Annotated in this window: 18 protein-coding genes; 12 read left to right on the forward strand and 6 right to left on the reverse strand. The window is 66.8% G+C overall.

The window, feature by feature from the left end; translation table 11 throughout:
• Positions 1-13: 13 nt before the first annotated feature.
• The 4 genes from YWC_RS0108235 to YWC_RS0108250 all read right to left on the reverse strand — a co-directional run bounded on the left by YWC_RS0108235 (position 14) and on the right by YWC_RS0108250 (position 3,464).
• On the reverse strand, positions 14-1,426 hold the full coding sequence (locus YWC_RS0108235; protein ID WP_211238957.1) for an FAD-binding oxidoreductase: 1,413 nt from the start codon (positions 1,424-1,426) through the stop codon (positions 14-16).
• Positions 1,427-1,841: 415 nt separating this feature from the next.
• Positions 1,842-2,687 (reverse strand): HDOD domain-containing protein, encoded by an 846-nt coding sequence (locus YWC_RS0108240; protein WP_027864938.1) that lies wholly within the window; start codon positions 2,685-2,687, stop codon positions 1,842-1,844.
• 76 nt (positions 2,688-2,763) lie between these two features.
• Entirely contained in the window at positions 2,764-3,045 is a 282-nt protein-coding gene (locus YWC_RS0108245) for a hypothetical protein (protein WP_027864939.1), read from the reverse strand.
• On the reverse strand, positions 3,042-3,464 hold the full coding sequence (locus YWC_RS0108250) for a MarR family winged helix-turn-helix transcriptional regulator (RefSeq protein ID WP_229413047.1): 423 nt from the start codon (positions 3,462-3,464) through the stop codon (positions 3,042-3,044). Before YWC_RS0108250 ends, YWC_RS0108245 begins: the two co-directional genes overlap by 4 nt.
• Before the next feature lie 173 nt (positions 3,465-3,637).
• On the opposite strand from YWC_RS0108250, the gene YWC_RS0108255 reads away from it, so the two are divergent.
• The 10 genes from YWC_RS0108255 to YWC_RS0108300 all read left to right on the forward strand — a co-directional run bounded on the left by YWC_RS0108255 (position 3,638) and on the right by YWC_RS0108300 (position 19,154).
• Positions 3,638-4,576 carry a GlxA family transcriptional regulator gene (locus tag YWC_RS0108255; protein ID WP_027864941.1) on the forward strand — a complete coding sequence of 313 codons (939 nt, stop codon included), beginning with the start codon at positions 3,638-3,640 and terminating at the stop codon, positions 4,574-4,576.
• 158 nt (positions 4,577-4,734) lie between these two features.
• Positions 4,735-5,976 carry an acetylornithine/succinyldiaminopimelate transaminase gene (locus tag YWC_RS0108260; RefSeq protein ID WP_027864942.1) on the forward strand — a complete coding sequence of 414 codons (1,242 nt, stop codon included), beginning with the start codon at positions 4,735-4,737 and terminating at the stop codon, positions 5,974-5,976.
• A gap of 109 nt (positions 5,977-6,085) precedes the next feature.
• A complete protein-coding gene (locus YWC_RS0108265; RefSeq protein ID WP_027864943.1) occupies positions 6,086-7,126 on the forward strand; it encodes an arginine N-succinyltransferase in 1,041 nt (346 codons plus the stop codon).
• A gap of 11 nt (positions 7,127-7,137) precedes the next feature.
• The gene (gene astA, locus YWC_RS0108270; RefSeq protein WP_027864944.1) at positions 7,138-8,172 is read left to right on the forward strand and encodes an arginine N-succinyltransferase; all 1,035 of its coding nucleotides are present in this window, start codon (positions 7,138-7,140) and stop codon (positions 8,170-8,172) included.
• Positions 8,165-9,646 (forward strand): succinylglutamate-semialdehyde dehydrogenase, encoded by a 1,482-nt coding sequence (astD, locus tag YWC_RS0108275; RefSeq protein WP_027864945.1) that lies wholly within the window; start codon positions 8,165-8,167, stop codon positions 9,644-9,646. The genes astA and astD overlap by 8 nt, the downstream gene beginning before the upstream one ends.
• 3 nt (positions 9,647-9,649) lie before the next feature.
• Positions 9,650-10,993: an N-succinylarginine dihydrolase gene (astB, locus tag YWC_RS0108280; RefSeq protein ID WP_027864946.1), complete on the forward strand. Its 1,344-nt coding sequence runs from the start codon at positions 9,650-9,652 to the stop codon at positions 10,991-10,993.
• Positions 10,994-11,113: 120 nt separating this feature from the next.
• Positions 11,114-15,835, forward strand: a complete 4,722-nt coding sequence (locus tag YWC_RS0108285) for an NAD-glutamate dehydrogenase domain-containing protein (RefSeq protein ID WP_027864947.1) — start codon at positions 11,114-11,116, stop codon at positions 15,833-15,835.
• A gap of 4 nt (positions 15,836-15,839) precedes the next feature.
• Positions 15,840-16,841 (forward strand): succinylglutamate desuccinylase, encoded by a 1,002-nt coding sequence (locus tag YWC_RS0108290; RefSeq protein ID WP_027864948.1) that lies wholly within the window; start codon positions 15,840-15,842, stop codon positions 16,839-16,841.
• 207 nt (positions 16,842-17,048) lie between these two features.
• Entirely contained in the window at positions 17,049-18,161 is a 1,113-nt protein-coding gene (locus YWC_RS0108295; RefSeq protein WP_027864949.1) for an NADH:flavin oxidoreductase/NADH oxidase, read from the forward strand.
• A gap of 117 nt (positions 18,162-18,278) precedes the next feature.
• The gene (locus YWC_RS0108300; protein WP_027864950.1) at positions 18,279-19,154 is read left to right on the forward strand and encodes a head GIN domain-containing protein; all 876 of its coding nucleotides are present in this window, start codon (positions 18,279-18,281) and stop codon (positions 19,152-19,154) included.
• A 113-nt stretch (positions 19,155-19,267) separates the two neighbouring features.
• On the opposite strand, the gene hmpA is transcribed toward YWC_RS0108300, so the two are convergent.
• Entirely contained in the window at positions 19,268-20,455 is a 1,188-nt protein-coding gene (gene hmpA / locus YWC_RS0108305; protein WP_027864951.1) for an NO-inducible flavohemoprotein, read from the reverse strand.
• 226 nt (positions 20,456-20,681) lie between these two features.
• Between hmpA and YWC_RS0108310 the strand changes: the two genes are divergently transcribed.
• Complete coding sequence (locus YWC_RS0108310; RefSeq protein WP_027864952.1) at positions 20,682-22,145, forward strand: APC family permease; 1,464 nt, start codon at positions 20,682-20,684, stop codon at positions 22,143-22,145.
• Positions 22,146-22,793, forward strand: a complete 648-nt coding sequence (locus YWC_RS0108315; RefSeq protein WP_027864953.1) for a CatA-like O-acetyltransferase — start codon at positions 22,146-22,148, stop codon at positions 22,791-22,793.
• Here YWC_RS0108315 and YWC_RS0108320 read toward each other — a convergent pair.
• Positions 22,774-23,862 (reverse strand): alpha/beta fold hydrolase, encoded by a 1,089-nt coding sequence (locus YWC_RS0108320; RefSeq protein WP_027864954.1) that lies wholly within the window; start codon positions 23,860-23,862, stop codon positions 22,774-22,776. The two genes, YWC_RS0108315 and YWC_RS0108320, sit on opposite strands and share 20 nt — an antisense overlap.
• Positions 23,863-23,991: the final 129 nt, after the last annotated feature.

Here is a 23,991-nt window from a genome sequence, read left to right on the forward strand (position 1 = left end):
TTTGCTGAGGTTCTTACAAGTACCTGGCCCACAGTTCGTTGCTGAAACGGCCGGAAGGGTCGACTTTGCGTTTGATCGCGCGCAAGGCTTCGGCCTCGGGGTAGGCGCGGTCGAACTGGGCCCGGGTGGCGTGCAGCTGGTAGGGCAGGTAGTAGCGCCCGCCGAAGGCGAGCGCGGTATCGATCATCGCGCGCGTCCACGCCGCAACCCGGCGCCGGGCGGCGGCATGGGTGCGCTGCTTGTAGTACACCACGAAGGAAAACACTTCCTCCTTCGCCCAGGGCAGCAGGGAGGTGCTGTCCGCCGGCGAATGGCGCACCGACACGTTCAGGACCTGGGCATCGTGCTGACGGATGGTCGCCGCCATGGCGCGGGCATAGGCGGCGAAGTGCCGCGCTGGGATGAAATATTCCTGCAGCACGTAAGTCGACACCAGGCGCGTGCGCGGCTCCAGCTCCGCCACGTCGAGGCTGGCTTCGTGGTTGCGCCATTTGACGCTGGGGCGGGCCAGCAGCAGCGGGTGGATCAGTTTGCTGCGCAACAGGTCGCCGCGCGGCAGCTCGGTCATGGCGAACAGCACGTTCTGCTCGAGGCCGTAGGACTGGCCGCGCGGGACCAGCCTGGCCGTTTCGGTCAGGGCCTTGTTGGTCCTGCGCCAGGACACCGCGACCGGCGCGTCGAACAGCGGCGGCAGCAGGTCGGCGTTGTGGAAAACGCAGTCGCCGGCATCTGCCATGCGCTTGAACCAGGCGGGGTAGTCGTCGAGCGCCACCGACTCCACGCTGCGTGCGATGCGGGTGTTGTGCGCCAGATCAAGCTCGACCTCGGTGATGACGCCCACTGCGCCATACCCACCGGCGGCGGCGCGCAACAAGTCGGCGTTGCGGCTGCGCGTCGCTTCCACGACCGTGCCGTCGGCCAGCACCAGCTGCAGGGCGCGCACCGAATTCACCACCGGCCCGTTGCCGACGTAGCGCCCGTGGGCATTCACCGACACGGCGCCGCCCACGGTGAAATTCGAAAAGCTCTGCATCGTGTGCACGGCCAGGCCCAGCGGGTCGAGCGCATCCTGCAGGTCGCGCCAGCGCATCCCGGCCTGGACCCGGGCCACTCTCGCGCCCGCATCCAGCCGGACGAGCCGGTTCATGCCGCGCATGTCGAGGTGCAGCCCACCGGTGATGGCAACCTGGCCGCCCATGCTGTAGCGGCCGCCGCCGACCGCGATCCTGCCGGACCAGGCGCGCACCGCCTGCGCGACCTCCTCGGTCGTGCACGGCGCGGCGACACGCGCGACTTCCACCGGATACAGCCCGGTAAGGTTGGGAATGGCGATCCCTGGCGCGGCCAGGGCACGGGGAGGCGACAAGGCCAGCAGGCCGGCCCCGGCCATGGCCTGGACGAGGAAGCGGCGACGTGATGGATGCATGCGTTCGAGGAGTGAAGGGTTTGGCCGGAGTGGCAAACCCGGAGCATCCAGTAGCTTTACCTGCCCGGCAAGCCATTGCTGCGCCGGTAGCATGCCCTGATACCGCGCGTATCGTGTGGACATGCTGACAATTTGTTCACTTAAGTGAATCAGCGCACGGAGCGGATCGAAGCGCAGCCCTAAAGTGGAACCGTCTCTTTCAGGACATCCCTAGTTTTGGACTTCACCCGCTCCACGGAGCGGGTTTTTTTTTGCGGCGGCCTTGCGCGAGCGCATGCGCGACGGACTGTGTGAACCAGCGTACGGAAGCGGCCTCGTGCGCGGCTTATAGTGGAACCGTCTCTTTCAGGACATCCCTAGTTTTGGACTTTGCCCGCTCCACCGAGCGGGCATTTTTTTTACCAAGTGGTAAAAATTAGAGCAGGGCCGCGGTCAGGCTCTTCACTTCGTCGGCCGATTCGGCCAGCACCTGGGCCAGGGTGCCTTCGCCGATGGTGAAATCGATGGTGGCGGCCGAGTCGAGCGTGGTCGCGCCCGGACGCGCGTGCAACGGGGAGGGGAAGGGGGCCAGGTCCTTGGCCAGCAGCAGGGTGTCGCCCAGGGTTTCCGGCGGCAGGGCGCGCATGCCGTTCCACAGCGCCTCGATGGCGCCCATCACGGGCACCGGCACGCCGCGCTTGAGCAGCACGCCGCGTCCGATCGCCACTTCGCCGTGCTCGATCCACTCCGCGACGCTGTCGCCGGTGGAATCGTCGAGCAGGCCGGGAAATTCGCCGGCGCGCGAGAGCAAATAGAAGCCGCCCACCTCGTGCACGATACCGGCGAACAGCGCGGTTTCCGGATCGACGAAGGAGACGCGGCGCGCGATCACCTGCGCCAGCGCGGCCACGTGGGCCGAATGGATCCACAGGGCGTCGGCCTTGGCGCGCAGGCCGGGATCGACGATTTCGCCGGCCAGCTGGCGCACGATGACCGAGGCGGCCAGTGCGCCGAGGGTGCGAAAGCCCACGCGCTGCACGGCCGCGCGGACGTTGGTGACGTCATGGCCGGCGCGGTTGTAGGCCACCGAGTTGGCGATCGCCACGGTGCGCGCGGCGAGCAGGGGCTCGGCCTGCACCAGGCGCGCCGCCATGTCGGTGTGGCAATCGGGTTCGTTCAGCGCGCGCTGCAGCTTGAGCGTCGCATCGACGTTGGTGGGAAAGCTGAGTTCGCCGCGGCTGGCCTGGGCGGCAATGCTCTTGAGGGCGGAGAGTCGGTCCATCAAAAAATTATACCCCCATCGCCCCGTCCAGCTGGGAAAACTTTCCCTGTGGAATTATTCTAGTGTTTGATTTGCATCAAGGTTCACTGAAGATGGCGTCGCAGCCTTCCTTCTGTTCTTCACGGTCTTCCAGCTCATCGACCAGACCCATGTCGAGCAGTTCTTCACTCGCATTCATGAAGCTGTTGAGCTTGGTTGCGCCGATGAGGCGGTAGATCTCGCCGGCTTCGTTGCGGACGCCGATTAGCATGGCTTCCTGCTTGACTTCGTCCAGGGGAGCGACGTCCAGCAGGATGTTACCGATGATGTGCTTGTCGAAATGGGCAGGCTTCTTGCCTTCGATCAGGGATGTTTTCAAGGCAATTCCTTTGCTTGTGGTGGTTGGGGAGGAAGACTACCGGAGGCGATCTGGTCGCGCAGCTTGCGCAGAACGTTTTCCAGGGCATCGAAGTCGGCTTCGCCATAGCTCGAAAACAGCTGCTTGCCGTGTGCGATTACCTTCGGGAACACGTCGCGGAATACGCCGTCGCCGGCAGGCGTGAGGCGCACGAAGAAGGAGCGCTTGTCGTCGCTGCTGCGTTCGCGCAGCACCAGGCCTTTCTGTTCCAGCCGTTCGATCACGCCGGTGAGGGTGCCCTTGGTGATCAGGGTGCGCTCGCCGAGTTCCTTGTAGCTCATGCCGGGCGTGTTGCCCAGCGTGGCAATGATATCGAACTGCGCGTGCGTCAACCCGTGCTGGCGCACCGATTCGCCGGAAAAACGCTCGAAGCCTTGCATGCACTCGGCCAGCAGCCGGACGCTCTTTAAATATCGTTCCCCCATGGGCAGGATTATAGCTGGCCGCAGGCGTTTTTCCGGAACGGCATCGAACGGGCTGGACGATGGCGCTTGCTCGCCACTTCATTATCTCCGGTATCATTATTCCTTGATGACACCGCCCGTCCGTTCCGATGCAGCCTTCTGACCTGTCCCTCCTGGCACAGGAACGTCCGCTGCGCGTGCTGCTGGTGAACGCCGGCGAACCGGACATGCTGACTTGGTCCGGCCTGGTCCAGCCGCTGCGCCTGGCCGCCAAGCTGCTCGGCCCCGAGCTGCTGCACGTCGACGTGCGCAGTCCCGACAAGTTCAGCGACTCGCAGCGCCACTGGCACCTGGTGCTGCTGGTGGCCGACGAGGCCGAGGCCGCCCTGAAGCCGGCCAACTGCCGCGCCCTGGTCGACCGCTGCCGCGCGGCGCCGTTCTGGGGCGGGGTGGGGGCCGGCGTGCTGTGGCTGGCCGACGCCGGCGCCCTGCACGGCGTGCGCACCGCCTTGCCCTGGGCGCTGTACCCCGACACCAATGCGCTGGCCGAGCAGGCCCTGTTCACCCCCAACCTGTACGAGTTCGACCGCAACCGCCTGACTTGCTGCGGCGGCGCGGCCAGCATCGATTTCGCCCTGACCCTGGTCGAGATGCTGTTCGGCGCGGGCCTGCAGGCCCAGGTGAAGGAAATCCTGTGCGTGGACCGGGTGCGCGGCAAGGACGAGCGCCAGCGCGTGGCCCTGCAGGCGCGCTTCGGCACCTTGCAGCCGAAGCTGACCGAGGCGGTCGCCTTGATGGAAGCCAACATCGAAGAGCCCCTGTCCACCGACGATATCGCGCAGCTGTCCGGCATCTCACGGCGCCAGCTGGAACGCCTGTTCAAGCAATACCTCGGCAGCCTGCCTTCGCGCTACTACCTCGAACTGCGCCTGCAGCGGGCGCGCAAGCTGCTGCTGGAGACGAACTACTCGATCGTGCAGGTGGGGCTGATGTGCGGCTTCTCGTCCGGCTCGCATTTTTCGACGGCCTTCGGAGCCTTGTTCGGGAATACGCCGCGGGAAGAGCGGCAACGCAAGCTCGCGCAGTGAACGCGGCGGGTGATGTTGGTAATCACTTAATATTTCCCGACCAAAAACGAAAATCCCTGTCGCACTTCTGCAAGAACTTGTCAGGGTGGCTTTCTATAATGGCTTGAACCTGCGCGGCAATGGGCCCGCGTACAACGATCATCCATGAGGAAGAAGCCATGAACGCAAACCTTGACTCCGGTGTCACCACGCGGCCTGTCACCCGGCAGACCTTCGACGAAGTCCTCTGCCCGACCTATGCCCCGGCCGCCATGGTGCCGGTGCGCGCGAAGGGCCTGGACGTGTGGGACCAGGAAGGCAAGCGTTACCTGGACTTCACCTCGGGCATCGCCGTCTCGAGCCTGGGCCACTGCAACCCGGAACTGGTCGCGGCCGTGACCGAACAGATCAACACCCTCTGGCACCTGGGTAACGGCTACACCAACGAGCCGGTGCTGCGCCTGGGCCGCGCCCTGACCGAAGCCACCTTCGCCGACCGCGCCTTCTTCTGCAACTCGGGTGCCGAAGCCAACGAAGCAGCCCTGAAGCTGGCCCGCAAGTACGCGCACACCAAGTTCGGCCCGCACAAGTCGCGCATCGTCTCCTGCCTGTCGTCCTTCCACGGCCGCACCCTGTTCACCGTCTCGGTGGGCGGCCAGCCGAAGTACACCGAAGGCTTCGAGCCGCTGCCGCCGGAACTGAGCCACATCCCCTACAACGACATCGAGGCCGCGCGCGCCGCCATCACCGACGATGTCGCCGCCGTGATCGTCGAGCCGATCCAGGGCGAGGGCGGCGTGATCCCGGGCGACCACGCCTACCTCAAGGCCCTGCGCGAGCTGTGCGACCAGACCGGCGCGCTGCTGGTGTTCGACGAAGTGCAGTCGGGCGTCGGCCGCACCGGCGCCTTCTATGCCTATATGGACACCGGCGTCACCCCGGACATCCTGACCTCGGCCAAGGCCCTGGGCAACGGCTACCCGATCGGCGCCATGATCACCACCGAGGAAATCGGCATGCACCTCAACGTCGGTTCGCACGGCACCACCTACGGCGGCAACCCGCTGGCCGGCACCGTCGGCCTGAAGGTCGTCGAGACCATCAACACCCCGAGCTTCCTGGCGCGCGTGCGTGAAGCCAGCAGCAAGATCTTCGCCAACCTGGAGAAGCTCGCCGCCGAGTACCCGCAGGTGTTCGGCAAGCCGCGCGGCCTGGGCCTCCTGATCGGCCTGCCGATGGCCGCCGACTACAAGGGCCGCTCCAAGGACTACACCAAGATCTGCGAAAAAATGGGCTTGATGCTCCTGATCGCGGGCCCGGACGTGGTGCGCCTGGCGCCGGCCCTGGTGGTGTCGGACGAGCAGATCGCGGAAGCCGATCGCGTGATGCGCGAGGCGGTCGAGGCATTCATCGCAGGCTGATTCCCAGCCTGCATCCGGCCGGCCCACCGAGGTAAAGTGTTAACTTCGGATGCGGCCGGCCTCGCAGTTCAAGCTGATCGCTTTGAGTTGATCTCTACCAGGAGTTCGCATGTTTGTAGTCCGACCGGTTGAACGCGCGGATATCGGGGCCCTCGAGGCCATGGCTGGGGTCACGATCCCCGGCGTGCACACGCTGCCGCGCACGCGCGAAGCCATCGTCGCGGCGGTCGAGCGTTCCATCGCCTCGTTCGCCGCGCACGTCGACATCCCGAGCGAGGAGTCCTACCAGTTCGTGCTGGAAGACTTGCGCACGCGCGACGTGGTCGGCACCGCGTCGATCCACGCCTCGGCCGGCTCGAACGGCACCTATTTCGCGTTCCGCAACGACGTGATCCAGCAGGTCTCGCGCGACCTGAACATCAGCCACAGCGTGCATGCACTGACCCTGTGCTCGGAACTGACGGCCTACTCGCACCTCTCAGGTTTTTATATCCGCAACCGCGAGGGCGCCGGCATCGAGGCCGCGCTGCTGTCGCGCGCACGCCTGCTGTACGCCGTGCTGGCGCCGCACCGCTTCGGCGACCGCTTCTTCGTGCCGCTGGCCGGCGTCACCGACGGCGAGGGCCAGTCGCCGTTCTGGAACGCGCTGGGCCGCAAGTTCTTCAAGATGGACTTCCTCGAGGCCGAGCGCGTCATCGACGGCGCTAGAAACCGCACCCTGATCGTCGAGCTGATGCCGCACTATCCGGTCTACGTGCCGCTGCTGCCGGGCGACGCCCAGGCCGCCCTCGGCCAGATCCACCCGAGCGGCCAGCTGGCCTTCAAGCTGCTCACGCAGGAGGGCTTCGAGGCCGACGAGTACATCGACATCTTCGACGGCGGCCCGATCCTGCAGGCCCACAGGAATGCGCTGCGCTCCTTCTGCGCCTCGCAGGTGCGCCAGGTCGAGAGTGCCGGCCGCGCGGCGGGCAGCGCGAACGGTCACGACGAACTGGTGACCTACGCGGTGGCCAGCAACGAACAGAACTTCCGCGCCGTCATCACCGCCTGCCCGCCGGCCGAATCCAGCCAGGTGGTCTGCCTGTCGCGCGACGCCCAGCAGGCGCTCGGCGTGTCGCCCGGCGACAGCGTCACCTGCGTGCGCATCTGAGAGGGGAATTGATGCTCGTAATCCGTGCAGTGAAAACCGACGACCTGGACGCCCTGATCGAGATGGCGCGCCAGGCCGGCAGCGGCATGACCACGCTGAAGCCCGATCGCAAGATGCTGGGCGACCGCGTCGCGACGGCGGTGGCCTCGTTCAACGAAAGCATTCCGCCCGAAAAGCGCGACTACATGTTCGTGCTCGAGCATACCGAGGATGGCAGCATCGCCGGCGTGTGCGCAATCAAGGGCGCGGTCGGCCTCACCGAGCCTTTCTACAACTATCGCATCGGCACCCTGGTGCACTGCAGCCGCGAACTGAACGTGTTCACGCGGATGGAGACCCTGTACCTGTCGAACGACCTGACCGGCTCGTCCGAGCTGTGCTCGCTGTTCCTGCTGCCCCAGTACCGCGCCGGCTTCAACGGCAAGTGGCTGTCGAAAAGCCGCTTCCTGTTCATCGCCCAGTTCCAGCAGCTGTTCACCGAGAAGATCATCGCCGAGATGCGCGGCTACCAGGACGAGAACGGCGTCTCGCCCTTCTACGAGGGCCTGGGCCGCCACTTCTTCAAGATGGACTTCGACCACGTCGACGGGCTGACCGCGCTCGGCAAGAAGTCCTTCATCGCCGAGCTGATGCCGCGCCAGCCGCTCTACGTGGACTATCTGCCGGAGTCGGCGCGCGAGGTCATCGGCAAGGTCCATACCTCGACCCAGCCGGCGCGCAAGCTCCTGGAGAACGAGGGCATGCACTACGAAGGCTATGTCGACATCTTCGATGCCGGCCCGGTGCTGCAGGGCCGCGTGTCCGAGCTGCGCGCGGTGCGCGACAGCGTGCTGGCGGAGGCGGTCGAAGGCGTCCACGAGGAAGAGACCGAGCATCTGCTGGTGTCGAACACCAGGCTCACCGATTTCCGCATGATCCTGACCCGCGGCGTGCCGGGCGCCGCCTGCATCGCGCTGTCGGCGCAGGAGATGTCGCAGCTGCACGTGCAGGCCGGCGAAGAAGTACGCACGCTGCCCCTCAACACAAGGAAGAACGCGAATGCCTAATCTCTCGAATTACATCGGCGGCGAATGGCTCGCCGGCAGTGGCCCCGAGCTGGCGACCATCGACCCGTCGACCGGCAAGCAGACCTGGACCAGCAATGCCTCCACCGTTGAAGACGTGGCGCGCGCCGCCGCGGCCGCGCGCAATGCCTTCGAAGCCTGGGCGCTCACCCCGCTCGAAGAGCGCATCGCCGTCTGCACGCGCTTCCGCGACCTGCTCAAGGAACATAGCGAAGAATTGGCCGCGATCATCGCCGAGGAAGTGGGCAAGCCGCTGTGGGAAGCGCGCACCGAAGTCACGACCATGGCCAACAAGATCGACATCTCGGTCCAGTCCCATGGCGCGCGCACCGGCGAGACGGCTTCCAGGGTCGCCGACGGCAATGCCGTGCTGCGCCACCGCCCGCACGGCGTGTTCGCGGTCTATGGCCCGTACAACTTCCCGGGCCACCTGCCGAACGGCCACATCGTGCCGGCCCTGATCGCCGGGAACACCGTGGTGTTCAAGCCGAGCGAATACGCGCCGCGCACCGCGGTGAAGACCGTGCAGCTGTGGGAGCAGGCCGGCCTGCCGAAGGGCGTGCTCAACCTGGTCAACGGCGGCCGCGACACCGGCGTGGCGCTGGGCCAGCACGCCGACATCGACGGCATCCTGTTCACCGGCAGCAGCCAGACCGGCATCGCCCTGCACAAGCAGTTCGGCGGCAAGCCGGGCAAGATGCTGGCGCTGGAAATGGGCGGCAACAATCCGCTGGTGGTGTGGGACATTCCGGAAGATTCCAAAGCCTTGGACGCGGCCGTGCACCATACCGTGATGTCGGCCTTCATCTCGGCCGGCCAGCGCTGCACCTGCGCGCGCCGCCTGGTCATCCAGGACACGCCGCAAGCCCAGGCATTTCTTGACCGTTTGGTAAAAATTGCATCGACCCTGCAGGTGGGACCGTCCAAGGCCGACCCGCAGCCCTTCATGGGCCCGGTGGTGTCAAGCGCCGTCGCTGCCCGCCTGGTCGAGGCGCAGGCCGATATGGCCGCGAAAGGCGGCAGGGTATTGCTGCAGATGAAACAGCTCGACCCGAACGCCGGCTTCGTCACCGCCGGCATCGTCGACACCACCGACGCGCAAGGCATTCCGGACGAAGAGTGGTTCGGCCCGCTGCTGCAGGTGATCCGCGTGAAGGACTTCGACGACGCCCTGCGCGTGGCCAACGCCACCGAATACGGCCTGGCCGCGGCCCTGTTGTCGCCATCGGAAGAACTGTGGAAGCGCTTCTCGGTGCGCGCCCGTGCCGGCATCGTCAACTGGAACCGCCCGACCACCGGCGCGGCCAGCTCGGCTCCGTTCGGCGGCGTCGGCAAGTCGGGCAACCACCGCCCGAGCGCCTACTATGCCGCCGATTACTGCGCCTACCCGGTCGCCTCGATCGAGACGGCGGAACTCGAGATGCCGGCCAAGCTGTCGCCGGGACTGACTTTCTAAATTATGCGTATCGCCCGCGAATACAACTTCGACGGCCTGGTTGGGCCGTCCCACAACTACGCCGGCCTCTCCTTCGGCAACGTGGCCTCGTTCAGCAATGTGCGCAGCGCCTCGAACCCGCGCCAGGCCGCCCTGCAGGGCCTGGCCAAGATGCGCGAGCTGGCCGCGCGCGGCTTCGCCCAGGCGGTGATGCCGCCGCAGGCGCGCCCGAACTTCCGCCTGCTGCGCCGCATCGGCTTTTCCGGCACCGACGCCGACGTGCTGGCGCGCGCGTGGCGCGAAGCGCCGGTGATCCTGGCCTGCGCCTACTCGGCCGCGCCGATGTGGACCGCCAATGCCGCCACCGTCAGCCCATCAAGCGACACCGCGGACGGCCGCGTGCACTTCACCCCGGCGAACCTGAACAACAAGCTGCACCGCTCGGAAGAATACCTGCAGGCCACGCGCACCCTGCGCGCCATTTTTGGGGATTCGAGCCGCTTCGTGGTGCACGACGCACTGCCGCCGGTCCCTGCCTTCGGCGACGAAGGCGCCGCCAACCATACCCGTTTCGCTGCCGCACATGGCGCGGCCGGAGTGGAGTTCTTCGTCTACGGCCGCGCCGAATTCGACCCTGCCGCTCCGGCGCCCAAGAAATACCCGGCACGCCAGACCCTGGAAGCCTCGCAGGCGGTCGCGCGCCTGCACGGACTGGACCCGGCGCGCACCGTGTTCGCCTCGCAGAACCCGGACGTGATCGACCAGGGCGTGTTCCACAACGACGTGATCGCGGTCGGCAACGGCAACGTGCTGTTCTACCACGAGCAGGCCTTCTTCGACGAAGCCGCTACCCTGGACGCGCTGCGCGGCGCCCTGGGCAGCGTCGACACCGACCTGGTGCCGGTGCGGGTCGCGAGCAGCCAGGTGTCGGTGGCCGACGCGGTGTCCAGCTACCTGTTCAACAGCCAGCTGCTCACCAGGCAGGATGGCCGCATGGCCCTGGTCGTGCCGCACGAATGCCGCGAGAACGAAGCGGTTGCGCGTTACCTCACCGAGATGGTCGCGAGCGGCGGCCCGATCGACGAGCTGCTCGAATTCGACCTGCGCCAGAGCATGCGCAACGGCGGCGGACCGGCCTGCCTGCGCCTGCGCGTGGCGCTCACCGAGGACGAGGCACAGGCCATGCACGGCGGCGTCATCATGACCGAGACGCTGTACGGGCTCCTGACGTCCTGGGTCGAGAAGCACTACCGCGACCGGGTCGAGCCGAAGGACCTGGCCGACCCGCAGCTGGCGATCGAATGCAATACCGCGCTCGAGGAACTGGAACGCATCCTCGGCCTGCCGGGCCTGTACGACCTGTCGTAAGGCACGGCAGCCATGTTTTAATAACGGATTCGGACGGGACACCCCCGCCCATATAAAGCCAGGGTGGCGCGAAGCCACAAGCAAGAGCGCACCCGGGCACACAAACTTTGGAGAAGCAACATGAAAGACATGCCTCAAGATTTGCGCAGCCAGACGCTCAACCTGGTCAACGCGAACCAGTCCGCCGCCGGCGCCAATGCGCAGGTGGGAGCGCTCATCAGCGCCTGGCTCGGATCGCTCGACGACGAAGACCTGGCCGGCACCGCGCCCGAAAGCCTGGCCCCGGTGCTGTGGGAAGGATTCTCGCAGCTGGCCCAGCGTAGCGGCCCCGGCTGCCAGATCGCCACGATGCGCTCTTCCGACGGCCGTGGCGGCGTGGCGACTGCCCTGCTGATCCTGAACGACGACATGCCTTACCTGGTCGATTCCTTCGTCATGGCCCTGCGCAAGGAGCGCCAGACCGCCAGCGGCGTGATGAACGCCGTGCTGCCGGTGCGCCGTGACGCCAATGGCCAGGCAAGCGCCGTCGGCGAAGCCGGCGCGCCGCTGGAATCGATCGTCCTGATCCTGATGAGCGACGAGCTCGAATTCTCCGAACTGGATTCGCTGACCGCGCGCATCCGCATGGTGGCCAACGATGCCGCCACCGTGCACCGCGACGCCGTCAAGATGGCCGACCGCATGACCGCGGTGGCCGCCGCAGCCGCGCAGGCCGGCAGCGCCGAAGGCCAGGAAGTGGCCGCCTTCCTCGAGTGGGCCAAGAACGAAGGCTTCGAGCCCTTCGGCTACGCCTACTACGTGGTGAAGGAAGGCGCGCGCGAACTCGAGCGCGACATCCCGAGCCGCATCGGCGTGCTTGCCGACACCGCCCACCCGGTCTACGGCACCTGCCTGGCCAACATCCCGGGCGACTTCGAAACCCTGTCGCGCCGCGCCGACACCCTGTCGATCGTCAAGGCCGACGTCGAGGGCACCCTGCACCGCGACCAGCCGCTCGACTTCATCGGCGTGCGCAACACCGACGCCCAGGGCAAGATCCTGGGCGAGCACTGCTTCGTCGGCCTGTTCACCCGCGCCGCCACCTCGACCCCGCTGGCGCGCCTGCCGTTCGCGCGCGGCCGCGTCGCCAAGGTGCTGTCGATCGCCGGCGTGCGCCAGGAAGGCTTCCGCGCCGAGAAATTCGTCGAGATCCTCGAGTCGCTGCCGCGCACCGAAGCGCTGGAAGCCGATCCGGAATGGCTGGCCCAGGTGTGCTCCTCGGTGGTGTCGATGTACAAGCAGCCGCGCCCGAAGGTGTTCGCGCGCCGCGACGTGTATGCGCGCCACCTGAACGTGCTGGTCTACCTGCCGCGCGAGCGCTACAGCGCCGCCGTCGCCGCCAGCCTGGCCTCGGCCCTGAAGGACAGTTCGGGCGCCCGCGACGTGCGCGTCCAGACCCTGGTGGCCGACGGCCCGCTGGCGCGCGTCTACCTGATCGCGCACGCCGCCCGCTATCCGCTCGACCTCGAGACCGACATCCAGCAGCCGCTGCTGGCAGTGCTGGACGGCTGGCATGACCGCTTCGCCGCCGCCACCAACACCATCGAAGACGCCGGCGTGCGCAGCAGCCTGCGCAAACTCGGCGCCAACCTGCCGGTCTCTTTTGTCACCAACACCGCGCCGGAAACCGCCTTCCGCGACCTGCAGGCCCTGCTGAAGAACGGCCGGACCGATGGCCAGAACCAGCGCGTCGCCGTGCGCGTGGAGCCGGGCGACGCCGCCAACGGCATCGACGCCTCGATCCGCCTCTACTCGGGCGAGGTCGTGCCTTCGCTGTCGCGCATCCTGCCGGCCCTGCAGAACGCCGGCATCGCGGTCGACCGCGAGCAGACCTGGACCTTCAAGACCGCCGACGGCGCCGTGCACAACGTGACCGCCCTGGCCGTGGACGACGAGAGCGGCGCCAAGCTGGTCAAGCCGGGCATCATCCCGGTGGCCGAGGAGCTGTTCACCGCGCTGTTCAACAACGACGCCGAAGACGGCCGCATGAACGGCCTGACCATCGAAGGCGGCCTGTCGCTGCGCGAAGTGCAGCTGGTGCGCGCCTACATCAGCTACTGGCGCCAGCTGGGCTCCAAGTTCTCGGTGCGCTACATGGCCGAAACCCTGCGCACCCAGCCGGCCCTGGTGAAGGAATTCGTCACCGCCTTCCTGCTGCGCTTCGATCCGAGGCTGGACGAGGCCGAGCACGCCGCCGGCACCGCCAAGCTGGCCGCGCTGAAGGCCGGCCTGTCGACCGTGAACCACGCCGACACCGAGGAAATCATGGCGGCCCTGGTCGACCTGGCCCTGGCCACCATGCGCACCAACTACTTCCAGAACGCCGGCGAGAAGATGATCTTCAAGGTCGACACCAGCAACCTGGCGCTGGCGCCGGAACCGCGTCCGTACCGCGAGATCTACGTGTTCTCGCGCCGCTTCGAAGGCGTGCACCTGCGCGGCGGCCCGGTCGCCCGCGGCGGCCTGCGCTGGTCGGACCGCATGGAAGACTACCGTACCGAAGTGCTGGGCCTGGTGAAGGCGCAGATGGTGAAGAACGCCGTCATCGTGCCGGCCGGCTCGAAGGGCGGCTTCGTGTGCAAGCAGATGCCGCAGGGCGCACCGCGCGAAGTGGTGGCCGCCGAGGGCGAAGCCTGCTACCGCGAATTCATCTCCAGCCTGCTGGAAGTGACCGACAACCGCGTGCGCGGCGAAATCGTCCCGCCGGACAACACCGTGCGCCATGACCAGGACGACCCGTACCTGGTGGTGGCCGCCGACAAGGGCACCGCGACCTTCTCGGACATCGCCAACAGCATCGCCGTCAAGCGCGGCTTCTGGCTGGGCGACGCCTTCGCCTCGGGCGGCTCGAACGGCTACGACCACAAGAAGATGGGCATCACCGCCAAGGGCGCGTTCGAAGCGGTCAAGCGCCACTTCTTCGAACTGGGCCACGACATGAACACCACCCCGGTCACCATGGTCGGCGTGGGCGACATGTCGGGCGACGTGTTCGGCAACGGCGTACTGCTGTCGCGCCAGCTCAAGCTGGTGGCGGCCTTCGACCACCGCCACATCTTCCTGGACCCGAACCCGGATACCGAAGTCTCGTTCAAGGAACGCCAGCGCATGTTCGCGCTGCCGCGCTCCTCGTGGGAAGACTACGATAAAGGCCTGATCTCGCAGGGCGGCGGCGTGTTCCCGCGCACCGCGCGCTCGATCGAGCTGAGCCCGGAAGTGCGTGCCGTCCTCGACATCAAGGAAAGCTCGCTGTCGCCTGAAGAACTGATGCACCGCATCCTGCTGGCGCCGGTGGACCTGTTCTACAACGGCGGCATCGGCACCTACATCAAGTCCTCGAACGAGACCCATGCCCAGGTGAAGGACCGCGCCAACGACCGTATCCGCGTCAACGGCGGCGAGATGCGCTGCAAGGTGGTGGGCGAGGGCGGCAACCTGGGCGCGACCCAGGCCGGCCGTATCGAATTCGCCCTGAACGGCGGCCGCATCTTCACCGATGCGATCGACAACTCGGCGGGCGTGGACTGCTCGGACCACGAAGTGAACATCAAGATCTGGCTGGACACCGAAGTCAACGCCGGCGAGCTGCCGGAAGCCGACCGTAACCGCATCCTGAACGAGATGACCGGCGCGGTGGAAGACCTGGTCCTGCGCGACAACAAGCAGCAGACCCACCTGCTGACCCGCGAAGCGCAGGCGCAAGCCACCGCCTCCGTGGTGGACGGCTACGCGGCATTGATCACCAACCTGGAATCGGAAGGCGCCGTCAACCGCGAACTGGAACAGCTGCCGACCGACGCCGAACTGGCCCGCCGCAAGGCCATCGGCCTGGGCCTGACCACGCCGGAACTGGCGGTGGTCATCGCCAACGTGAAGAACCGCTTCAAGCGCACCCTGCTGGCGCTGCCGTTGGTCGAGGAGTCGTGGGCCGAATCGCTGCTGCGCCCATACTTCCCGGCGCAAATGGTCGCCACCCGCAACCCGCTGAACCACCCGCTGGCCAACGCCATCCTGGCGACCGTGCTGGCCAACGAAGCGGTGAACCGCTGCGGTCCGCTGATGCTGCGCGACCTGGCGGCCGAGCACCGCGTCGACGAGACCGAAGTGGTGAAGGCCTGGGCGCGCGCCTGGTCGGCGCTGCACCTGGCGCCGGTGTTCGACGCGCTCGACGCCGATGCGCTGAAGGTGCCGCGTGACGTCTCGATGGCGGTCGACATGCGCACCCGTGCGCTGATGCGCGCCGTGATCGAAGGCGTGCTCTCGCTGCCGGCCGGCGCCGACGGCATGGCCGAGCTGTCGACCCTGTTCGGCCAGGCCGACCAGCTGCGCTCGCTGACCCCGGCCCGTTCGGAAGCCGACGGCCACAGCGGCCTGCCGGCGCCGTTCACCGCGGCCTGGAAGACGGTCGAGACCATCGAGTCGCTGGCTACCTTCCTGTTCGCGGCGGTGTCGGTGCAGCGTCCGGGCGGCATGAGCCTGGCCCAGTTCCTGCAGGTCGGCATGGCGCTGCGCCAGCAGGCCGGCATCGACATGCTCGAGCGCGGCCTGAAGCTGCCGGCCCAGAGCAAGGCCCAGGAACAGCTGCGCAACTACGCGATGCAGGCCCTGCGCCGCACCCAGCAGCGCCTGCTGCTGCAGGTGATCGAGCGTGCCGGCCAGGGCGGCGATCCGCTGGCGGCCGTCAAGGAAGTCACCGAGGCGCGCGGCCTGACCGGCTTCGCACAGCCGGTCGAGCTCGAGCAGGCCATGCTGGACGTCTGGGCGCTGTCGGAAGGTTCGAGCCCGGACCGTCTGGCTGCGTAAGCGGATGAGCGCGAACCTGGGTTCCGCGCTGCCGGAAGCGGTGCGCGCACTGGCCGAGGCGGACTTCGCTTCGGTCGCGCAGCGCTTTTCGGGCGCCGGCTTCGCGGTCAGCCTGCCGGCGCCCGGCATCCTGACGGTGAAAGCGGCGACGCTTGACCCGTCACGCGCGAGCGTGCTGGTGTCGGTGGGCGTGCATGGCGACGAGACCGGGCCGCTCGAGATGGTGGCCTGGCTGATCGAAGCCCTGTCGCGCACCCCGCGCGAGCTGGCGGTGGACCTGATGCTGTGCGTCGGGAACATCGACGCCATCGCCCAGGGCAAGCGTTTCATCGACGCGGACCTGAACCGCATGTTCCGTGCGGATCGCGGGACGCTGGCCGGGACCGCGGAAGCGGCGCGGGCCGATGCGCTCATCGATGCCACCTGCGCCTTCTTCGAAGGTGCAGGACCGCAGCGCTGGCACCTCGACCTGCACACGGCGATCCGGCCGTCGCACTATCCGATGTTCGCGATCGTGCCCGAGATCATTCCTGATGCGCCGCGCAAGGCGCTCATCGACTGGCTGGGGCAGGCGGCGATCGGCGCCGTCATCATGAACCCGAAGTCGGTGGGCACCTACAGCTACTATTCAAGCGAGCACCATGGCGCTGCCGGCAGCACGGTGGAGCTGGGGCGGGTCGGGACGCTGGGGCAGAACGACCTGTCGCAGTTCGCCGATGCATCGACCGCGCTGGATCGCCTGCTGCGCGGGCAGCCCGGCCTTGCCGCCAGGGCGGCGCCGCACGTGTTCGCGACGGCGCGCCAGGTGATCAAGCTGTCGGACGCCTTTAGCATGTCGGTGGGGCGCGAGACCTGGAACTTCACGCCGATGAAGAAGGGTGACGTGATCGCGACCGATGGCGAGACCGTGTACCGCGTGGAGCATGACGAGGAGCTGGTGGTGTTTCCGAATCCGGATGTGCGGGTCGGCTTGCGCGCGGGGCTGATGGTCACGCGTATCGGCTGATCTTGCAAACTTGGATTCCCGCCTGCGCGGGAATGACGGTTTTAGAGCTAGTGGTACAAACGTTCTAAGTAATAACTTAAGCACGTCGCTCCCGCGCAGGCGGGAACAATGCCACTGGCATTGTTCCCCCTAATTTCCCCAAGCAACGCCGCAGCATTAAATTCCCCACCAAGCTAGACTGAAGCCTTTGCCCGAAGCGGAGGCCTCATGAGCAGCATGCTTTTCTCCCCAGTCAGCCTGGGTCCCCTGCAACTCCCGAACCGTATCGCGATCGCGCCGATGTGCCAGTACTCGGCAATCGACGGCCTGCCTACCGACTGGCACATGATCCATCTCGGCGGCCTGGCGCTGTCCGGGGCCGGCCTGCTCATCATTGAAGCGACGGCGGTGACGCCCGAGGGCCGCATCTCTCCGGACGACCTGGGCCTGTGGTCCGACACCCACCAGGAAGCGCTGGCGCCCGTGATCCGTGCGATGCGCCGGCACTCCCCCATCAAGATCGCCATCCAGCTGGCCCACGCCGGCCGCAAGGCCTCGACCAAGGTGCCATGGGAAGGCGGCGCCCAGATCGCCCCAGGCCAGCCGCGCGGCTGGCAGACCGTGGCGCCGTCGAGCATCGCGCACGCGGAAGGCGAGGCGCCGCCCCTAGCGCTCGATGCCGACGGCCTGGAGCGGGTCAAGGAAGCCTTCGTCGCCAGCGCCCGCCGCGCAGCTGCGCTGGGCCTGGACGGCATCGAGCTGCATGCGGCCCACGGCTACCTGATGCACCAGTTCCTGTCGCCGCTGTCGAACCTGCGCGACGACGAATACGGCGGCTCCCTGGAGAACCGCATGCGTTTCCCGCTCGAGGTTTTTGACGCCGTGCGCGCCGCGGTTCCGCGGGAGATGGCGGTGGGCGTGCGCATCTCGGCCACCGACTGGGTCGAGGGCGGCTGGGAGATCGAGCAGAGCCTGCATTTCGCCCGGGCGCTGAAAGAACGCGGCTGCGATTTCATCCACGTCTCGACCGGCGGCCTGTCGCCCTTGCAGAAGATCCCCGTGGGGCCCGGCTACCAGGTCGAGTTCGCGCAGCGCATCAAGGAGGAGACCGGCATGCCGACCATCGGCGTGGGATTGATTACGGAGGCGCAGCATGCGGAAAGCATCCTGCAGCAGGGCCAGGCTGACCTCATCGGCCTGGCGCGCGCCATGCTGTACGACCCGCGCTGGCCCTGGCATGCGGCGGCCCAGCTGGGCGAGCAGGTGTTCGCGCCGCCCCAGTACTGGCGCTCGCAGCCACGTGAATACAAGGAACTGTTCGGCAGCATGCGCATGGGGTGACGCAGCTCGGCCAGCCGCAGTTCAGCCATCGTTTCTTGCAGCCTGTCGCACGGGGCAAGCGGGCAGGCGAGGTGATTGTTAAAGTCGCACCAGTTAACAACCACAGAGGATTTCGCCATGCGTCTCATCGCCCTTGCCACCATTGCCGCCGCCGTCGCTTCCCTGAGCGGCTGCGCCATCATCGTGTCGCCGAACGACGGCGACGTTCGCATGCGCACGGTGTTCAGCGACAATGCGCTCGAGGGCGACGGCATCGCCGCGCGCGACCAGCGCCAGGTGGCGGCGCACGGCGTGCTTGACGTGAGCGGGTCGATGCTGGTCGAGGTGCAGGTGCGCCCGGGCCAGGCGCCTTCGCTGCTGGTCGAAGCCGATGGCAACCTGCTGCCCTATATCCGCACCGAAGCGCAGGGTAATACCCTGAAGATCTCGAACGAGCGCCAGCTGCGCAGCAAGACGCCGGTGCGCATCGTCTACACCACGCCACGACTGACCGAGGTGCGTGCCGGCGGTTCCGGCCAGGTCGTCGTGCGTGACCTGAACGGCGCGCCGCTGGAGGTGCGCAAGAGCGGTTCCGGGACGGTAGCCCTGTCCGGCAAGGTCGACAGCCTGCACGCGCGCGTGAGCGGCTCGGGCGTCCTCGATGCCGGCCAACTGCGCAGCGCCAGCGCCGACCTGAGCCTGGCGGGTTCGGGCCGCATGAACGTCGGCGAGATCCGCGGCGACTACGTGCGCGCCAGCGTGGCCGGTTCGGGCGTGCTGCAGGCCGGCGGCGCGGTGCGTTCGCTGAACGCCCGTGTCGCAGGCTCGGGCAGCGTGGACCTGGCCGCGCTGTCGACGCAGGACGCCGACCTGGCGGCCGATGGTTCGGGCGGGATTCGCGCCACCGTCAAGCAGTCGCTGGTGGCGCATGGCGGCGGCTCGGGCGGGATCCGGGTGTATGGGCATCCGGCACAGCGCAGCGTTACCGGCCGTAACGTGCATCTGCTGGATTGATGTTGTAGCGTGGGCGGCTTTGCCGCCCACGCGGTGATAGATGGATGATGAACCGTCGCGGTAGCGCTGGCGAACGTTGACCGCGTGGGCGGGAGACCCGCCCACCCTACGTATCACAGCAAATTATCGAGCAGGTCCGGCCCGAACACCTCGCGGTGCAGGCGGCTCGCCGGCGCGCCTGCCGCCAGCAGCGCATTCCACTGCGCCTGCATGAAGGGCAGCGGGCCGCACATGTAGACATCGGTCTCGCCGCGCGGCCACGAGGGCAGGCGCGTCAGCTCCATCTTGCCCTTCAGGGCGGCGCTTGCCTCTTCCTCTTCGTAGAACGTCACCACGTGCAGGTGCGGCATGCGCGCCTTGGCGCTGGCGATGTCCGCCTGGTGCGGGTGATGCGCCGCGTTGCGTGCGGCGTGGGCGAAGATCACGCGGCGCTCCGGGTTCACGGTCGCGATGCGGTTCAGCGCCGCGATCATCGGCGTGATGCCGACGCCGGCCGAGAGCAGCACCACGGGCTCGTTCGATTCGGTATCCGGCAGGAAGTCGCCGAAGGGGTGGATCACGTGCAACACGTCGCCCACGTTCACGTTGTCGTGCAGCCAGGTCGACACTTCACCGGCCGGATGGGCGCCGCCGTCCTCGCGCTTGACCGAGATGCGCAGGCTGTCCTTGCCGGGGGCATCCGACAGGCTGTACTGGCGCAGCTGGCGGCGGCCATCGCTGAACTCGACCGCCACGCTCAGGTACTGGCCGGCCTTGAAGGGCGGCAGGGCGCCGCCGTCCGCCGGGACGAAGCGGATGGAGACCACGTTGTCGCTCTCGCGCACCACTTCCGTCACGCGCATCGCGCGCGTCTCCCCCGGCTGCACGCCGGCTTCCTCGTACATCTTCGCTTCCGCGTCGATCAACAGGCGCGCCAGCGAGGTGTAGGCCTCTTCCCAGGCCTTGAGCAGCGGCTCGGTGGCGGCATCGCCCAGCACGGTCTTGATGGCGCCGAGCAGGTGATGGCCGACGATCGGGTAATGGTCGGCACGGATGCCCACCGCGGCGTGCTTGTGCACGATGCGGCTCACCACCGGACCGAGCGCCGCGGCGTTGCCGATGTTGGCGGCGTACGCGAACACCGCCGAGGCCAGGGATTGCTGCTGCACGCCGCTGGCCTGGTTGCCCATGTTGAACAGGTTCTTCAGTTCCGGATGCGCCTCGAACATGCTGCGATAGAAGGTGGTGGTGATGGCCAGGCCGTGTTCGCGCAGGACGGGGACGGAAGCGTCGATGTACGGACGAGAAGCGCTCGAGATCATGATGTGTTCCTTGATAGATGTATTGATTATGAATCTTTAAGGCCAAAAAATTGGCCCGGACGCGATGGGCAATCGGTGCGGACGGGAGCATTCTATCAAAAGATGCTGAGTAAATGCATCTTTGCGCAAACAATTTTATTGCGAGAACACAAAACCCATATAATCGCTGCTTTTAGATGAGCGCTTGACCGGAGCGCTGCCGAAGCTTCTTCACAAAGGACATGCCGTGAATCTGACCCTTGGCCAAAAGCTGATCCGCACCAAAACAGCCGAACGTCAGCATGACGAGGAAAGCAGCGGCGGCGGCCTCCAGCGATCGCTCGGCCTGTTCCCGCTGACCATGATCGGCGTCGGCGCCACGGTCGGCACCGGCATCTTCTTCACGATGGTCGAGGCGGTGCCGAAGGCCGGTCCGGCCGTGATCCTGTCCTTTCTGCTGGCCGCCGTCACCGCCGGCCTGACCGCCCTGTGCTACGCCGAACTGGCCGGCCGCGTGCCCGCCGCCGGTTCCTCGTATTCCTTCGCCTATGCGACCGTGGGCGAGTTCGCCGCCTTCATCGTGGCGGCCTGCCTGCTGCTCGAATACGGCCTGGCGGGAAGCGCGGTGGCGATCGGCTGGTCGGACTACCTGAACAACTTCCTGTCGAATGCCTTCGGATGGGAGATCCCGGCCCACCTGCGCTCGCCGATGTTCGTGTCGGACCACCATAACGTTCACTTCAGCCCAGGCAACTTCAACCTGCCGCCAGTGATCCTGGTGGCGATGTGCTGCATGTTGCTGATCCGCGGCACCAAGGAATCGGCGACCACCAACTCCATCATGGTGCTGATCAAGCTGGCCATCCTGATCTTCTTCGTCGTGATCGCCTTCACCGGCTTCGATTCCGCCAACTTCACGCCCTTCTTCAGCCCCGACCCCGACAGCGGCTTCGTGGGCATGGCCGGCGTGACCGCCGCCGCCGGCACCGTGTTCTTCTCTTTCATCGGCCTGGACACCATCGCCACCGCCGGCGAGGAAGTGAACAACCCGCGCCGCAACGTGCCGATCGGGATCCTGTCGGCGCTCCTGATCGTGACCGTGTTCTACCTGCTGGTGGCGGTGGCCGCGATGGGCGCCCAGCCCGCCCGCATGTTCGCAGGCCAGGAAGCCGGCCTGTCGGTGATCCTGCAGAACGTCACCGGCCAGGCCTGGCCGGCCCTGGTGCTGTCGGCCGGCGCGGTGGTGTCGGTGTTCTCGGTGACCCTGGTGACGATCTACGGCCAGACCCGCATCCTGTACGCGATCAGCCGCGACGGCCTGATCCCGAAGACCTTCCAGAAGGTGAACAAGCGCACCCTGGCCCCGACCGCCAACACCATCATCGTCTGCCTGGTGGTGGGCGCGGTGGCCGGCCTGGTCGATGCCACCTTCCTGTGGGACATGGTGAGCATGGGCACGCTGACCGCCTTCATCGTGGTGTCGATCGCCGTGCCGGTGATCCGCGCGAAGCAGGGCCCCGGCGAGCCGGGCCACTTTCGGGTGCCTTTCGGTCCCTACGCGATCCCGGGCCTGTCGGTATGCGCCTGCCTGTACATCATGAAGGACCTGTCGCCGGCCACCTTCCGCGTGTTCTTCATCTGGATGGGCGTGGCGGTGGCCACCTACTTCCTGTACAGCGTGCGCCACAGCCGCCTGAACAAGGCGCAGTAAATGGAAGTGTTCGAACGGCGGCGCGACCGCTTCGCGCTGTTCGATGCGATGGACAGCGCCGCGGTCAACATCTGCTTCCCGCTCGAGCTGCCGGATTTCCGGCCCTGGTGCCGGGAAGCGGGCCTGGCCCCTTTCCACGTGCTGCTGTGCGCGGTGCTGCGCGCAGTGCTCAAGGTGGAGAACTTCCGCTACCGCCTGCTGGACGGCGAGGTATTCCGGATCGAGCGCCTGCGGCCATCCTTCACCGTGATCAACCAGCACCAGGACCTGAATTTCGCCCTGTTCGACTGGAGCGACGACCTGCGCGAATTCGTGGCGCGCGGCATCGCGGCGCGCGAACAAGCCTCGGCGATGACGGAGCTGAACGGCGCCTACCGCAGCCTCGGCCCGCGCGAAGCAAAGGAGCAGGTCTTCATCACCTGCATTCCCTGGCTGGCCTTCACCTCCATCCAGCACCCCAGCGCCTCGCTGGCGCATCCGGACATTCCCTCGCTGGCCTGGGGCAGGTTCCGCGACGCGCCGGGCGGCCGCCTGGAGCTGCCGTTCTCGGTGCAGGCGCACCATGGTTTTGTCGACGGCTTCCACATCCACCAGCTCGCGCAGCAGATTGCCGGCGAGCTGGAGGCGATCATTTCGCCAGCGGCTTGACTACCTCGAGCAGGCTGACGAGAAGCTTGCCCGGCTCTTCCCATGGCACCATATGGGCCGAACGCTCGAACCAGACGATGCGCTTGTAGGGCGCGTCCACCGCGTCCATCCAGGCGACGGTCGGCGCGGCCGGTGTGGTGTAGTCGTGGCGGCCCAGGAACATCACGACCGGGATCGGGAAGCGCTTCAGGTTCGAGAAATCTACCTCGAGGAATTCGGGCAGCACGCGGCCCAGGGTCAGCAGGCTGCCCTTGTCGATGTCCTTCACCTGGCTCGGGGTGTATTCGGGCGAGAGCAGGGGGCCGCGGAAGAAGTAACCGGATTCGCTGCGGAAGGCGGACAGGCCGCCGTAGTGCTGCGGCCACTTGCGCGCGATGACGATGCGTTCGCGCGTGATCGGCCGGTCGCCGGGGTAGGGCGCGATCGATGACATTTCCTTGACCGCTTCGGCATTGTTCTCGCGCCTGGCGCGCTCCCAGGCGTAGTCGAAGCTGATGCGCTCGTTCTCGCGCACGTTCAGCACCTGGCCGATGCCGACATAGGCGTGAAACAGGTCGGGGCGCTTGAGGGCCGCACGCATGCCGACGATGGTGCCCCAGCTGTGCCCCATCAGGATGAGCTTGCGCTTGCCGTATTTCGCCTTCAGGTGCGCGGCCACTTCGATGGCGTCGTCGACGTAGCGCTCGATGCGGATCGTTGCGCCGACCTTGTCCGGATCGGCCTCGCCATAGCTTTTTCCCGCGCCGCGCTGGTCCCAGTTCACCACCGTGAAGTATTCCTCGACCGGGCGCTGGAACTGCCACATGGTCGGCGTGATGGGGGAGGCGGGGCCGCCGTGCACGAACAGGATCATCGGGTTGGCGCGGTCCTGGCCGCGCACGCTGAGCCATTGGTCGACGCCGCCGATGCGGACCTTGTACGATTCCTGCACGCCGGACGGGGCGCTGATGCGGTTCAGGTCCTCGATGATGGTGCGCGCTTTCGCGTAGGTGTCAGGGGTTTCCTGCGCCATCGCGCCGGAGCAAATCAGCGCAAGCAGCGCGCCGCAGAGTAGCCAGGTCTTGTTCATGCCAGTCCTTTCACTATCGATGAAAGGAGTATGCCGACGCGTCTGCATGCCTGCATCCGTTGCGCGATGAACTGCACGAGCGGTGGCATGAAACGAAAAGGCGCTGTCATCATTAACTATGGATGAGCG

Origin of the sequence: Massilia alkalitolerans DSM 17462, assembly GCF_000427785.1 — a bacterium.
Taxonomy (GTDB): domain Bacteria; phylum Pseudomonadota; class Gammaproteobacteria; order Burkholderiales; family Burkholderiaceae_D; genus Telluria; species Telluria alkalitolerans.

Coding starts and splice junctions, on each gene's coding strand:
- YWC_RS0108300 (WP_027864950.1), top strand. CDS start 18,279: ATGCGTCTCATCGCCCTTGCCACCATTGCCGCCGCCGTCGCTTCCCTG.
- astD (WP_027864945.1), top strand. CDS start 8,165: ATGCCTAATCTCTCGAATTACATCGGCGGCGAATGGCTCGCCGGCAGT.
- astB (WP_027864946.1), top strand. CDS start 9,650: ATGCGTATCGCCCGCGAATACAACTTCGACGGCCTGGTTGGGCCGTCC.
- YWC_RS0108255 (WP_027864941.1), top strand. CDS start 3,638: ATGCAGCCTTCTGACCTGTCCCTCCTGGCACAGGAACGTCCGCTGCGC.
- YWC_RS0108295 (WP_027864949.1), top strand. CDS start 17,049: ATGAGCAGCATGCTTTTCTCCCCAGTCAGCCTGGGTCCCCTGCAACTC.
- YWC_RS0108260 (WP_027864942.1), top strand. CDS start 4,735: ATGAACGCAAACCTTGACTCCGGTGTCACCACGCGGCCTGTCACCCGG.
- YWC_RS0108240 (WP_027864938.1), bottom strand. CDS start 2,687: ATGGACCGACTCTCCGCCCTCAAGAGCATTGCCGCCCAGGCCAGCCGC.
- YWC_RS0108250 (WP_229413047.1), bottom strand. CDS start 3,464: ATGCAAGGCTTCGAGCGTTTTTCCGGCGAATCGGTGCGCCAGCACGGG.
- YWC_RS0108320 (WP_027864954.1), bottom strand. CDS start 23,862: ATGAACAAGACCTGGCTACTCTGCGGCGCGCTGCTTGCGCTGATTTGC.
- YWC_RS0108315 (WP_027864953.1), top strand. CDS start 22,146: ATGGAAGTGTTCGAACGGCGGCGCGACCGCTTCGCGCTGTTCGATGCG.
- astA (WP_027864944.1), top strand. CDS start 7,138: ATGCTCGTAATCCGTGCAGTGAAAACCGACGACCTGGACGCCCTGATC.
- YWC_RS0108265 (WP_027864943.1), top strand. CDS start 6,086: ATGTTTGTAGTCCGACCGGTTGAACGCGCGGATATCGGGGCCCTCGAG.
- hmpA (WP_027864951.1), bottom strand. CDS start 20,455: ATGATCTCGAGCGCTTCTCGTCCGTACATCGACGCTTCCGTCCCCGTC.
- YWC_RS0108285 (WP_027864947.1), top strand. CDS start 11,114: ATGAAAGACATGCCTCAAGATTTGCGCAGCCAGACGCTCAACCTGGTC.
- YWC_RS0108290 (WP_027864948.1), top strand. CDS start 15,840: ATGAGCGCGAACCTGGGTTCCGCGCTGCCGGAAGCGGTGCGCGCACTG.
- YWC_RS0108235 (WP_211238957.1), bottom strand. CDS start 1,426: ATGCATCCATCACGTCGCCGCTTCCTCGTCCAGGCCATGGCCGGGGCC.